Origin of the sequence: Myxococcus guangdongensis, assembly GCF_024198255.1 — a bacterium.
In the GTDB taxonomy this organism is placed as follows: Bacteria; Myxococcota; Myxococcia; order Myxococcales; family Myxococcaceae; genus Myxococcus; species Myxococcus guangdongensis.
Genome location: NZ_JAJVKW010000004.1, coordinates 487,825 through 502,924, shown reverse-complemented (window position 1 = coordinate 502,924; position 15,100 = coordinate 487,825). Strand labels below are relative to the sequence as shown.

Sequence of the window (15,100 nt, the reverse complement as noted above, 5' to 3'; positions counted from 1 at the left end):
CATTCCCACCCTGCCGTCACTCCCCTGACGGAGGGAGGGATTCGTCACTCACCCCTGGAGCGCATCATCATGAAAGCCCCGTGTACGGCTGTTCGAGTTGGTGCCGTAAGAAGCGTCGTCGCGCTGTTGTTGATGACGGGAGTCGCGATGGGCCCCAGCGCCCAGGCCGCGCCCTTCACGCTGTTCGAGAGTGGTCAGGTGCGGCCGCTCGCGCTGTCCCCCGATGGCAAGCTGCTCTTCGCCATCAACACGCCGGACAACCGGTTGGAGATCTTCCGCGTCGCGAACAACGGCCTCACCCACCGCGGCTCGGTGCCCGTGGGGCTGGAGCCCGTGGCGGTGGCCGCGCGGACGAACGATGAGGTCTGGGTCGTCAACCATCTGTCGGACAGCGTCAGCGTGGTGCGCGTGGACGCGGACGGCCAGGGCGGCTTGGTGACGCGGACGTTGCTCGTGGGCGACGAGCCCCGCGACGTGGTCTTCGCGGGCCCCGGGCGCCGGCGCGCGTTCATCACCGCGGCGCACCGCGGACAGAACGCGCCGTTCGACCCGAAGCTCACCACGCCGGGCATCGGCCGCGCGGACGTGTGGGTGTTCGACTCGGACCAGCTGGGCTCGACGCTGGGCGGCACGCCACTCACCATCGTCTCGCTGTTCGCGGACACGCCCCGGGCGCTGGCGGTGACGCCGGACGGCTCGCGCGTGTACGCGGCGGCCTTCCACTCCGGCAACCGCACCACGGTGATGCATGAGCTGGCGGTGCCGGACGGCGGCGAGGCCGTGGGCGGGGTCCCCGGTCCCAACACCAACTTCGCGGGCGTCCGCGCCCCCGAGTGCGGCGTCCTCCTCAAACACAACGGCCAGGACTGGGTGGACGTGCTGAACCGCTCGTGGACATCATCGGTGCGCTTCTCGCTCCCGGACAAGGACGTCTTCACCCTCAACGCCAACGCCAACCCGCCCGCGCCAGTCAACGGGCCGGGGAGCGTGTACTCGGGCGTGGGCACCATCCTGTTCAACATGGCCGTCAACCCGGTCAACGGGAAGGTGTACGTCAGCAACACCGAGGCGCGGAACGATCTGCGCTTCGAGGGCCCGGGCACCTTCGCGGGCAGCTCGCTGCGTGGCCACCTGCACGAGAGCCGCATCACCGTGCTCGGCGGCTCGAGCGTGACGCCGCGCCACCTCAACAAGCACATCGACTACGACGTCTGTTGCGCGCCCACACCCAACGCGGAGAGCGAGAAGAGCCTGGCGCAGCCGCTGGGCATGGCGGTGACGGCGGACGGCTCGACGCTGTTCGTGGCGGCGTTCGGGTCGTCGAAGCTGGGCGTCTACTCCACGGCCGCGCTGGAGAACGGCACCTTCGTGCCGAGCACGGCGAATCAAATCGTCCTCTCCGGCGGCGGACCCACGGGCATGGTGCTGGACGAGGCCCGGCGGCGCATCTACGTGCTGACGCGCTTCGACAACGCCATCTCCGTCATCAACACGACGACGCGCCAGGAGATCGCCCACCTGCCCATGTACAACCCGGAGCCCGCGAGCGTCGTCGAAGGCCGGCCCTTCCTCTACGACGCGCGGCTGAGCTCCAGCCATGGCGATTCGTCGTGCGGCAGCTGCCACATCTTCGGCGACTTCGACAGCCTGTCGTGGGACCTGGGCAACCCGGACGGCGCGGTGAAGGCCAACCCGAGCCCCATCGTCCCCATCCTCCCGGAGTTCGGCGACGACCCGACGTTCGGCCAGTCCACGGCCTTCCATCCGCTCAAGGGCCCCATGGCCACGCAGAGCCTGCGCGGCATGGCGAACCAGGGCCCGATGCACTGGCGAGGCGACCGCAACGGCGGCTTCGACGCGGCCACGGCGCAGCCCAACTCGGGCTCCCATGACGAGGCGGCGGCCTTCAAGCAGTTCAACCCAGCCTTCGTGGACCTGCTGGGCCGCGACACCCCGCTCACGCCGGCGCAGATGCAGAAGTTCACCGACTTCGCGCTCCAGGTCGTCTATCCGCCCAACCCCATCCGCCACCTGGACAACTCGCTGACGCCCGCGCAGGCGGCGGGGCGGGACTTCTTCCTGAACACGACGACCTTCTTCCACGGCGCCTGCGGCGCGTGCCACGTCATCGACCCGCAGGCGAATCCCTCCGAGGGCCCGTTCAAGGGCTTCTTCGGCACGGCGGGCCAGTCGTCGTTCGACGTGGAGCCGCAGTTCCCGAAGGTGCCGCACCTGCGCAACGCGTACCAGAAGGTGGGCATGTTCGGCGCGCCGTTCGTCAGCGGCAACTCCCCCATCGACCCCTTCCTGGGAGACCAGGTCCGGGGCTTCGGCTTCCTGAGCGACGGCAGCGTCCCCACGCTGTTCACGTTCAACAGCGGCTTCGACTTCCACCCCATCTTCAACTCCGTGGGCATCCCGAACACGCCCGCGGGCCACCAGGCGAAGCTGGACATGGAGCAGTTCATGCTCGCCTTCGACACCAACCTGGCGCCCATCGTCGGACAGCAGGTGACGCTGACGGCCGCGCGGGTGGGTGTGGCGGGGCCTCGCATCGACCTGATGGTGGCGCGAGCGGACGCGGGCGAGTGTGACCTGGTGGCCAAGGGCCGGATGGGCTCGCAGGAGGTGGGCTTCCTCTACGTGGGTGGGGGGAAGTTCACGTCGGACCGACAAGCCCTGCCACCCGTGGGCAATGGGCCGCTGCGCGCGGCCACCGTCGCGAGTGGCGGAGTGTTGACGTACACCTGCGTGCCGCTCGGCTCGGGGACGCGCATCGGCATCGACCGGGACCTCGACGGCGCGCGTGATGGCGACGAGCGCGCGGCCGGAACGAACCCGGCGGACCCGACGAGTCACCCGTGAGAACACCGGACTGAAACACAGCCGGGTTTCAGATCCGCCTCACCAGGGCGGGGAGGGGCAGCCAATCTTGCGTCTGTCTGGCCAAGCCTCCTAGATATGTCTCACGCGTGACGCCCCATCCCATCGGCTGCCGTGTCGCATGCGGCAGCCACCGTCTCTCATCTCCTGGGGGCGACGCGTTGACATGCTCGACGCCCCCTCCTTGTCGACCCTCCCGCAGCGCTCCTCTCCGGCCAGCATCCCGGAGGCCTTCGAAGCCCAGGTCGCCCTGAGGCCCCACTCCCTGGCGCTCACCAGTGACGGCTTGAGCCTGACGTACGCGGAGCTGGAACGGCGGGCCAATCAGCTCGCGTGGCGGCTGCGCGCCGAGGGTGTCGGACGCGAGAATCCCCGGGTGGGTGTCTGCCTGCCGCGGTCGGCGGAGCTGCTCGTCACACTGCTGGCCATCCTCAAGGCGGGCGGAGCGTACGTGCCGCTCGACCCGGACTACCCGTCCGAGCGGCTGGCGCTGATGGCCCAGGACGCGGACGTGCGAGTCATCATCACGCGCACGTCGCTGCTGCCGCGCCTGCCCTCGGAGGGCGTGCGCCTGTGTCTGGATGGGCTCGGCGACGCGCTGGCCGGGCTCCCCCACCATCCGCCCGCGCGGGACGTGTGCCCGGATGACCTGGCGTATGTCGTCTTCACCTCGGGTTCCACGGGCAGGCCCAAGGGTGTCTGCGTACCGCACCGCGGAGTGCTGCGGTTGGTGTTGGGGGCCAACTACGTCGACGTGCGGCCCGAGGACGTGCTGCTGCAGCTCGCGCCCGTCGCCTTCGATGCGTCGACGTTCGAAATCTGGGGAGCGCTGCTCAACGGGGCGCGACTGGCGGTGTTCACCCAAGGGGCCAAGGGACTGGATGAGCTGGGGCCGTTCCTCGAGGCGCAGGGGGTGACGATTGTCTGGATGACCACGGGCCTGTTCCATCAGCTCGTGGAGCTGGGGTTGCCCGGCACGGCGAAGGTGCGCGAGCTGCTCACCGGCGGCGAGGTCCTCTCCGTGCCGCATGCACGCAAGGCCCTGGCGCAGCTCCCCGACGTGCGACTGGTCAACTTCTACGGCCCCACGGAGAACACGACCTTCACCAGCTTCCACCCGATGCGGGGCGTGCTGGCGGAGGAGGACTCCACGGCCGTGGCCATCGGTCGGTCCATCTCCGGGACGCGGATGTACGTGCTGGACGAGTCGCTTCGCGCCGTCCCGGATGGTGAGGTGGGTGAGCTGTACACGGGAGGCATGGGGCTCGCGTGGGGCTACTGGCAGCGCGCGGACCTGACGGGTGAGCGCTTCCTGCCGGACCCGTGGAGCGACACGCCCGGAGGTCGCATGTACCGCACGGGGGACCTCGCCCGCGTGCGACCGGATGGCGCGGTGGAGTTCCTCGGACGGCGCGACCATCAGGTGAAGCTGCGAGGCTTCCGCATCGAGCTGGGTGAGGTGGAGAGCGCGCTGCGCCAGCACGCGCGTGTGACGGAGGCGCTCGCGTTCGTCCGTGAGGACTCGCCCGGAGACCGGAGACTGGTCGCGTATGTCGTCGCGAGGGCCACGTCCTCGGAGCTGCGTGAGCACGTCCAGCGCCAGCTCCCCGGCCACATGGTCCCGTCCGCCATCGTGGTGATGGAGGAATTGCCGCTCACGCCCAATGGCAAGGTGGACCGCGCGCGACTGCCCGCGCCCCACGCGGGCTCGGAGCTCATCGCGCCGCAGACGGTGCTCGAGCAGACCGTCGCGCGCATCTGGGCGGAGGTGCTCGGGGTGGACGCGGTGAGCGCCACCGCGAACTTCTTCGACCTGGGAGGCCACTCGCTGCTCGCGACCCAGGCGGTCACCCGCATGCGTGAGGCGACGCGCCGACACATCCCGCTGCGGGCCCTCTTCGACCGGCCCGTCCTGCGCGAGCTGTGCGCGGGACTCGAGGAGGCTCCGGGGACAGAGGATGCCGGCCTCATCCCGCGAGCCGTGGGAGACGAGCGCCGAGCCCCTTCGTTCGCCCAGCAGCGACTGTGGTTCCTCGACCGGTGGATGCCGGGCAGCGCCGTCTATTCGCTCCCGATGGCGTTCCAGTTGGACGGGCCGCTCGAAGTCTCCGTGCTGGAGCAGAGCCTCCAGGCGCTGGTGTCCCGGCACGAGTCCCTGCGCACGTGCTTCCCCGGCGAAGGGGCGCCTGAACAGCATGTCCTGGAGTCGTGGTCCGTGACGCTGGAGCGTCGGTCCGCCGCGTCCCAAGGAGCAGCGCGAGGACTGCTCCAGGAGGAAGCCGAACGGCCCTTCGACCTGGCACGGGGGCCTCTCTTCCGAGCGATGCTCGTGACGTGGGCCGAGCATCGACACGTGCTGTTGCTCAACCTGCACCACATCATCTCCGACGGCTGGTCCTTCGGCGTCCTCTTCCGTGAGCTGACCGCCGAGTACGCCGCGCGACTCGAGGGCAAGGACGCGGCCCTGTTGCCGTTGTCCATCCAGTACGCTGACTTCTCGTCGTGGCAGCGGGTGCAGCTCTCGGGCGACGTCCTCGCCACGCGGCAGACATTCTGGAAGCGCGTGCTGGACGGTGTGCCTCACGTCCTCACACTGCCCACCGATTTCCCGCGCCCATCGCGTCAGCGCTTCGAGGGCGCGCTCCACCGCTTCTCGCTTCCGCTGCCGCTGGTCGAAGCCCTCGAAGGGCTCGCGCAGGATGAGGGCGCCACGCTCTTCATGGCGTTGCTGGCCACCTTCCAGCTCCTGCTCTCCCGCTACTCCGGTCAGCTCGACTTCCTCGTCGGCTCGCCCATCGCCAATCGGACGCGGCCCCAGCTCGAAGCGCTCATCGGCTTCTTCGTCAACACCCTCCCCCTCCCCGCCCGCCTCTCGGGCAACCCGTCCTTCCGCGAGGTCCTCCGTCGCACCCGTGACGTGTGCCTCGGCGCCTACGCACACCAGGAGCATCCCTTCGAGCGGCTCGTCGATGAGCTCCACGTCGAACGCGAGTCGGGGCGCAGCCCGCTGGTCCAGGTGCTGTTCGCGCTCCAGAACGCACCGGGTGGACAGCTTCGGCTTCCAGGCGTTCAGGTCGCGCCGCTGGAGATGGACACCGGCACGGCGCGCTTCGAGCTCTTCCTCTCGGTGGAGCCTTCAGCCCACGGATGGCGTGGTGCCCTGGAGTACTCCACCGCGCTGTTCTCCGCGAGCACCGTCGCGCGGATGGCGGAGCGCTTCGTCCAGCTCGCCGAGTCCTTCGTCCGTGCGCCTGAACGTCCCTGCGCCCGGGCTTCGTTGCTCTCCGAGGACGAGCACCAACAGTGGCTGGTCGAGTGGAACGACACGGCACGTGCGTACCCGTCACAGGCGTCACTCGGAGAGCTCTTCGCCGCCCAGGTGGCGCGCAGCCCCGACGCCGTGGCCGTGCGGCACGGTGGGCTCGACCTGACGTATGCCGAACTCGAGGCCCGCGCCAATGCGCTCGCCCGGGTGCTGCGCGCGCAGGGCGTCGACCGTCGGCGTCCCCAGGTCGGCGTGTGCCTGCCCCGCTCCGCCGACCTCATCGTCGCGTTCCTGGCGACCGTCAAGGCGGGCGGAGCCTACGTCCCGCTCGACCCGGAGCACCCCACCGAACGACTGGCCTTCATGGCCCACGACGCACGACTCACGGCCCTCGTGTCCGACGGCACGTTGAGTGCGCGGCTGCCGGAGGGGCCGTGGCACACGGTGCGGCTCGACACGTTGGAGCGCGCTGACGCCACGCCGCTGCCGGGCGACAGCACCGCGGAGGACCTGGCCCACATCATCTACACCTCGGGCTCCACGGGGCGCCCCAAGGGCGTCTGCATCCCGCACCGAGGCGTGGCGCGCATGGCGCTGGACCCGGACCAGGTCCGACTGGGGCCCGACGACCGCGTGGCCCAGGTCACCACCGTGACGTTCGACCTCTCCACGTTGGAGATCTGGGGCGCCCTGCTCAACGGAGCCACCCTGGTCATCTTCGACAAGGACGAGCTCATCCAGCCCACGGTCTTCGCTCGCCGGCTGCGCGAGGAGCGCATCTCCGCGCTCGTCGTGGCCACCGCCATCTTCCACCACACGGCGCGCGTGCATCCGGATGCCTTCTCAGGCCTGCGCTGGGTCATCTTCGGCGGAGAGGCCGCGGATGCCACGTGCCTCCAGAGCGTGCTGTCCCATGGAGCTCCTGGCGCGCTCGTGAACGGGTACGGCCCCACCGAGAACAGCACCTACAGCACGTGGTACCGGGCGCGGCCGTCCTCGGAGCTCTCGGTGCCCATCGGGCGCCCTGTGTCCAACAGCACCGCCTATGTCCTGGATGCCTATGGACAACCCGTGCCCGTGGGCGTCATCGGTGAGCTGCACGTCGGTGGTGATGGCCTCGCGTGGGGCTACTGGGACAGGCCCGACCTGACCGCCGAGCGTTTCGTTCCCCACCCGTTCTCCTCGGCGCCGGGGGCTCGGCTCTATCGCACCGGAGACCTCGTCCGGCTTCGCCCTGACGGAGAGCTGGAGTTCATCGGCCGCGCCGACAATCAGGTGAAGCTGCGTGGCTTCCGCATCGAGCTGGGGGAGATTGAAGCCGCGCTGCGTGCGCATCCCGAGGTCCGTGACGCCGCGGTCCTCGTGCGTGAGGACACTCCGGGTGACAGACGCCTGGTGGCCTATGCCGTGACGCAGGTGGAGGGAGCGCGACTGCGCGAGGAGCTGGGACAGCAGCTCCCCAGCTACATGGTCCCATCGACGGTCATCGTCCTCGACTCGCTTCCGCTGACACCCAACGGGAAGGTGGACCGGCGCGCGCTCCCGACTCCGGACCTCGGCCTGCTCGACGCCGGGGACTTCATCGCGCCCCGCACGGAGCTGGAGTCACAGCTCGCCGCCATCTGGAGCACGGTGCTCTCATTGGAGCGCGTCAGCGTCACCGCGAGCTTCTTCGACCTCGGTGGGCATTCGCTGCTCGCGACCCAGGTCGTCTCACGCATCCAGGGCACGCTCGGCGTCCACGTTCCCGTCCGCGCCCTCTTCGAGTCCCCCACCCTCGAATCCCTGGCGCGCGTGGTGGAACAGCTCAGGAGCGAGTCCCAGCCCACTGAGTCCACGCTCATCCCCAAGGTGAGCCGGGCCTCGGCGCTGCCCCTGTCGTTCGCACAAGAGCGACTCTGGTTCTTCAGCCAGCTCCACGACCAACAGGGCGTCTACAACATGCCCTTCGGGCTGCGGCTCGAAGGTGAGCTCGACGTCCCCGCGCTTCGTGAGCGTCTTCGAGCCCTCGTCCTTCGTCACGAGTCTCTCCGCACGCGCTTCCCTGGAGATGGAACTCCCACGCAGGTCATCTCCGAGGACATGGACCTCGACTGGCGGGTCGTCGACCTGACCTCAGCTCCTGACGACCTCCAGGAGGCGCTCCAACGCGAGGCCGAGGCGCCGTTCGACCTGGTGAACGGTCCGCTCTTCCGCGCCCGCCTCTTCCAGTTGGCCCCTCGCCGCCACGTCCTCCTCCTCAACCTCCACCACATCATCTCCGACGGCTGGTCCTTCGGCGTCCTCTACCGCGAGCTCTCCTCCTCCTCGGCTCTGCCTCCCCTCTCCCTCCAGTACGCCGACTTCTCCTCCTGGCAGCGCTCCCACCTCTCCGGCACCGTCCTCTCCTCTCAGCTCTCCTTCTGGACTCGCCTCCTCGACGGTGTCCCTCACCTCCTCTCCCTCCCCTCCGACTTCCCTCGCCCCTCCCTCCAGCGCTTCGACGGCGCTCTTCACCGCTTCTCTCTTCCCCTCTCCCTTCGCTCCTCTCTCGACTCTCTCGCTCGCCAGCAGGGCGCCTCCCTCTTCATGGCGCTCCTCTCCTCCTTCCAACTCCTCCTCTCCCGCTACTCCGGCCAGCTCGACTTCCTCGTCGGCTCTCCCATCGCCAATCGCACCCGCCACCAGCTCGAATCCCTCGTCGGCTTCTTCGTCAACACTCTCCCTCTCCCCGCTCGCCTCTCCGGCAACCCCTCCTTCCTCGACCTCCTCCGCCGCACTCGCGACGTCTGCCTCTCCGCCTACTCCCATCAGGAGCTCCCCTTCGAGAAGCTCGTCGATGAACTCCGCGTCGAGCGCTCCCTCTCTCATGGCCCTCTCCTCCAGGTCATGTTCGCTCTCCAGAATGCGCCAGGTGCTCCGCCCACCTTGCCGGGCGTCACGGTCGATCATCTCGAGCTGCATCCCGGGACGTCGAAGTTCGACCTCACGCTCTTCATCGAAGAGACGCCTCACGGCCTGAACGGCGTCTTCGAGTACGCCACGTCACTGTTCGCGCCGACCACCATGGCGCGGATGGCCGAGCACCTTCGAAACCTGATGGAACAGGTCGCGCGAACCCCTCACGCACCCGTCCGCTCTCTCGACGTGCTCTCCGCGAAGGAGCGCGAACAGTGGCTCGTCGAGTGGAATGACACGGCTCGCACCTTCCCGGCCGGCGCGTCCATCATCGACCTCTTCGCGGAGCAGGTGGCCCTTCGTCCCCAGGGAATCGCCGTGCGGCATGGGTCGACGAGCCTCACGTATGGAGAGCTCGACGCTCGCGCCAATCGTCTCGCGCGACTGCTCCGAGGAAAGGGAGTGAGCCGTGAGCGTCCGCAGGTCGGCGTCTGCCTGCCGCGGCATCCCGAGCTGGTCGTCACGCTGCTCGCCATCCTCAAGGCCGGTGGCGCCTACGTGCCGCTCGACCCGGACTACCCCTCCGAGCGACTCGGCTTCATGGCCCGTGATTCACGGGTTGTCGTCATCGTGAGCCTCGACGCACTCCGCTCGAGCTTCACCCCGGATGCCCCGGTACTGAGTCTCGAAGCACTGGGCGAGGAACTGACGAAGCTCGAGGCGACCGCGCTTCCTCGCGAGAGCACGTCCGAAGACCTGGCTCACATCATCTACACCTCGGGCTCCACGGGCCATCCCAAGGGTGTCTGCATTCCGCATCGCGGTGTGGTGCGCATGGTTCGCGATGCCGACCACATCCGGCTCGGCCCGGATGATCGCGTCGGACAGGCCGCGACCATCGCCTTCGATGCCTCGACCTTCGAGCTGTGGGCGCCACTGCTCAACGGCTCGACGCTCGTCATCCTGGACAAGGAGGAGGTCATCGACCCGGTGCTGCTCGACCGGCGCCTCCAGGAGGAGCGCATCACCACCCTCTTCCTCACCACCGCGCTGTTCAATCTCGTCGCGCGCACCCGGCCGGAGAGCTTCAAGGGTCTGCGATGGCTGGGGTTCGGTGGAGAGGCCGCGGACCCGGACTGCGTGAACGACGTGCTCACCTACGGCGCTCCCGGTCAGCTCGCGAACTTCTACGGCCCGACAGAGAACAGCACGTACAGCACCTGGTACCCGGTGCGTCAGCGACAGGAGCACTCGGTTCCCATCGGCCGCCCCGTGTCCAACAGCACGGCCTACGTCCTGGATGTCCACGGTCAGCCTGTGCCCATCGGTATCACCGGCGAGCTGCATGTCGGTGGCGAGGGCCTCGCGTGGGGCTACTGGAACAGGCCCGACCTCACCGCGGAGCGCTTCGTCCCGCATCCGTTCTCTTCGGTTCCGGGGGCTCGGCTCTACCGCACTGGAGACCTCGTCCGACTTCGCGCTGACGGAGCGTTGGAGTTCGTCGGACGCGCGGACCACCAGGTGAAGCTGCGCGGCTTTCGTATCGAGCTGGGTGAGATCGAGGCTTCGCTGCGTGCACACCCCGACGTCCGAGACGCCGCCGTCCTCGTCCGGGAGGACTCGCCGGGAGACCGGCGCCTCGTGGCCTACGCCGCGACGTCTGCATCCGAGACGGTGCTTCGTGAGCATCTGCGGAGCCAGCTCCCAGCGCACATGGTGCCGTCGGCCTTCGTCGTGCTCGAGGCATTGCCGCTGACACCGAACGGCAAGGTCGATCGACGCGCGCTCCCAGCGCCGGAGGGCGGCACCGTGGAGGACTTGGTGGCGCCTCGCACCGCGCTGGAAGTGGCGTTGGCCGCCATCTGGTCCTCGGTCCTCCAGCTCGAACAGCTCAGCGTCACCGCGAACTTCTTCGACCTGGGCGGGCACTCGCTGCTCGCGACCCAGGTCGTCTCACGGGCCCGGGAATCGCTCGGCGTCACGGTTCCCGTGAAGCTGCTCTTCGAGGCGCCGACACTCGAACGCTTCGCGCGCGCCGTGGAGAAGCTCCTCGGAACCGCGTCCTCGGGCCACGACTCCGAGGTCATCCCTCGCAGGCCCCGGGACACCGCGCCTCCGCTCTCCTTCGCGCAGGAGCGACTCTGGTTCCTCAGCCAGCTCCACGAACAACAGGGCGTCTACAACATGCCCTTCGCGCTCCGGCTGGAGGGCGAACTCGACACCGAGGCGCTCCGCGCGAGCCTCCAGCGCCTCGTCGACCGACACGAATCTCTTCGCACGACGTTCCCTGGAAGCGGGACTCCCACTCAGCACATCCACGACTCCGCGCAGCTGTCCTGGGAGTTCTTCGACCTCTCCTCCGCGGAGTCACCCGACGAGGAAGCCGCGCGACGCGTGCAACTCGAAGCCGAGGCGCCGTTCGACCTGGTGAACGGTCCGCTCTTCCGCGCCCGCCTCTTCCAGTTGGCCCCTCGGCGCCACGTCCTCCTCCTCAACCTCCACCACATCATCTCCGACGGCTGGTCCTTCGGCGTCCTCTACCGCGAGCTCTCCTCCTCCTCGGCTCTGCCTCCCCTCTCCCTCCAGTACGCCGACTTCTCCTCCTGGCAGCGCTCCCACCTCTCCGGCACCGTCCTCTCCTCTCAGCTCTCCTTCTGGACTCGCCTCCTCGACGGCGTCCCTCACCTCCTCTCCCTCCCCTCCGACTTCCCTCGCCCCTCCCTCCAGCGCTTCGACGGCGCTCTTCACCGCTTCTCTCTTCCCCTCTCCCTTCGCTCCTCTCTCGACTCTCTCGCTCGCCAGCAGGGCGCCTCCCTCTTCATGGCGCTCCTCTCCTCCTTCCAACTCCTCCTCTCCCGCTACTCCGGCCAGCTCGACTTCCTCGTCGGCTCTCCCATCGCCAATCGCACCCGCCACCAGCTCGAATCCCTCGTCGGCTTCTTCGTCAACACTCTCCCTCTCCCCGCTCGCCTCTCCGGCAACCCTTCCTTCCTCGACCTCCTCCGCCGCACTCGCGACGTCTGCCTCTCCGCCTACTCCCATCAGGAGCTCCCCTTCGAGAAGCTCGTCGATGAACTCCGCGTCGAGCGCTCCCTCTCTCATGGCCCTCTCCTCCAGGTCATGTTCGCTCTCCAGAATGCGCCCACCGGGCAGCTTCAACTCCCAGGCGTCACCGTGGACACGATGGAGTTGCATCCGGGGACGTCGAAGTTCGACCTCACGCTCTCCCTGGAGGAGTCCGCGGACGGGCTCGTGGGCGTCTTCGAATACGCGACGGCCCTGTTCTCACCCGCGACCATCGAGCGCATGGCGCGACATCTCCGCGCGCTGATGGAGCATGTGACCCGGCACCCCCACGCATCCATCCACGCGTTCGACCTGCTCTCCGAACAGGAGCGTCACCAGTGGCTCGTCGAGTGGAACGACACCACTCGCGCCTACCCGGCCGACTCCTCCATCGTCGACCTCTTCGAGGCGCAGGCCGCACGGCAGCCGGAGGCCATCGCGCTCCAGCACGGCGACTCGGTGCTCTCGTACGCGGAGCTCGAACGACAGGCCCATCAGCTCGCGCACCTGCTTCGCGCGCAGGGCGTGAGTCGCGCCCGGCCTCGGGTCGGTGTGTGCCTGCCCCGCTCGCCCCGATTGGTGGTCACGCTGCTCGCCATCCTCAAGGCCGGTGGTGCCTACGTGCCGCTCGACCCGGACTATCCCTCCGAGCGACTGGAGTTGATGGCCCGTGACGCGCAGGTCCAGTGCATCGTCACGCAGACCTCACTCGTGTCCCGCGTTCCCCAGAACATCGCCGCGCCGCTGTGCCTCGACGCCCTCTCGCTCACCGACGAGGGAGCGACGGACCGACTCGCGCGTGACACCGGCCCCGAGGACCTGGCCTACGTCACATACACCTCGGGCTCCACGGGCCGGCCCAAGGGTGTCTGCATTCCGCACCGCGCCGTCCTCCGTCTCGTGTCGGGCTCGGACTATGTCCAGCTCGGGCCCGACGACCGTGTCGGTCAGGCCGCGACCATCGCCTTCGACGCCTCCACCTTCGAGCTCTGGGGCGCACTGCTCAACGGCGCGACGCTCGTCATCCTCGACAAGGACGACGTCATCGACCCGGCCATGCTCTCCCGCCGGCTGCGCGAAGAGCGCATCACCGCGCTGTTCCTCACCACCGCGCTCTTCAACCTCGTCGCACGCACGGAGCCCTCGGCCTTCTCCGGCCTGCGCTTCCTCCTCTTCGGCGGCGAGAACGCCGACCTCGCGTGCGTCAATCGGGTCCTCTCGTCCGGCGCTCCCCAGCGGCTGCTCCACGTCTACGGCCCCACGGAGAACACCACGTTCAGCTCCTGGCACCCCGTGAGCACGCCACAGGAACACTCCGTGCCCATCGGCCGGCCCATCGCCAACAGCACGGCCTACGTGCTCGATGCGCACCTTTGGCCCGTCCCCACGGGCGTGACGGGCGAGCTGTATGTCGGGGGCGACGGACTCGCATGGGGCTATTGGGACAGGTCGGACCTCACCGCGGAGCGCTTCATCCCGCATCCGTTCGCGACGACGCCCGGCGCTCGGCTCTACCGCACCGGAGACCTCGTCCGGCTTCGCCCCGACGGCGCGCTGGATTTCGTCGGCCGGGCCGACAACCAGGTGAAGCTGCGCGGCTTCCGCATCGAGCTGGGCGAAGTCGAGTCCGCGCTGCGGGCCCATCCCGACGTGGGTGACGCCATCGTCCTCGTCCGCGAGGACATCCCGGGCGACCGGCGCCTCGTCGGCTACGTCGCGAGCGCTCCGGAGCTGTCGCCTCGCGCGCTCCGCGACCTCCTCCAGAGTTCCTTGCCGCCTCACATGCTGCCCTCGGACTTCGTGGTGTTGTCCGCGCTGCCCCTCACCGCGAATGGAAAGGTCGACCACCGCGCCCTGCCTCGACCCAGCATGTCCGCCGACGATTCGACGCGCGTGGCACCTCGCACGCCACTCGAAGAAGAGCTCGCGGCACTGTGGGCGCAGGTGCTGGGCCGCGAGGTCCTCAGCGTGACGACGAGCTTCTTCGACCTGGGTGGCCACTCGCTGCTCGCCGCGCAGCTCGTCGCGAAGCTGTCCGAGCGCTTCGGCTTCAAGGTCCCACTGCAGGTCCTCTTCCAGAGCCCCACGGTGGCGGCGCTCGCCGCGTGGTTCGAGGAGCAGCGCGCGCCCGTGGCCTCCTCAACGAAGGCACCATCACTGCCCGACGGCGTCGTCCTGCTCCAACAAGGGCGTGACGACCGTCTGCCGCCGCTGCTCTGCATGCACCCGATTGGGGGCACGGTGTTCTGCTATCAGGAGCTGGTCCGCGCGCTCGGCCCCGAGCGCTCCGTCTACGGTTTCCAGGCGCCCGGCGTGAACGGCGAATGCGAGCCGCTCCAGACCGTCGAGCAGCTCGCCTCGGTGCACCTGAAGGCCCTGCTCCAACTGCGTCCCAAGCCGCCCTACTACCTGGTGGGCCTCTCGATGGGCGGCACCATCGTCTACGAGATGGCGCAGCGGCTGCGACAGCTCGGCGGGCCTCCCGAGCTGCTCGTCTTCCTCGATACGCCCGGCCCGGGCCAGCTCCCCACGCGCTTCGAGGATGACGCGGAGCTGCTCGCGGCGATCTTCGGGGACTCGTCTCCTGAGCTCATCACCTTGCTGCGCGGACTGGAGCCACAGGCGCAGATGCTCGAGGTGCTGCGCCGCGCACGTGATGGCGCCACGGTGCCGGAGTCGTTCTCGCTGGTGGACCTGCAGGTGTTCCTCTCCGTCTGGAAGGCGCACATGCGCGCGCTGTTCAGCTACGAGCCCGGCCCCACCGAGGGCCGCGCCATCTACCTGCGCGCCCAGGAGTACACCCCGCCCCATCCGCTCCACCCCGAGCGCCCATGGCAGGAGCTGGTGCGCGGCGGACTGGAGCTCATCGGAGTCCCGGGAAATCACCAGACGATGATCGAACCGCCACACGTCACGACCCTGACTCGACACCTGAATGACTTCATGCGCCGACTCGAACAGCGCGAGGAGTCCCGACAATCAGGGAGCTGAGTCGTCCCTGCGGCATTG

General features: G+C 68.8%; 2 protein-coding genes. Both read left to right on the top strand.

The window, feature by feature from the left end:
• Positions 1-69: 69 nt before the first annotated feature.
• The gene (locus LXT21_RS15410; RefSeq protein WP_407666989.1) at positions 70-2,865 is read left to right on the top strand and encodes a YncE family protein; all 2,796 of its coding nucleotides are present in this window, start codon (positions 70-72) and stop codon (positions 2,863-2,865) included.
• Between the two features lie 202 nt (positions 2,866-3,067).
• Positions 3,068-15,082: a non-ribosomal peptide synthetase gene (locus LXT21_RS15405; protein WP_254038888.1), complete on the top strand. Its 12,015-nt coding sequence runs from the start codon at positions 3,068-3,070 to the stop codon at positions 15,080-15,082.
• Positions 15,083-15,100 lie beyond the last annotated feature (18 nt).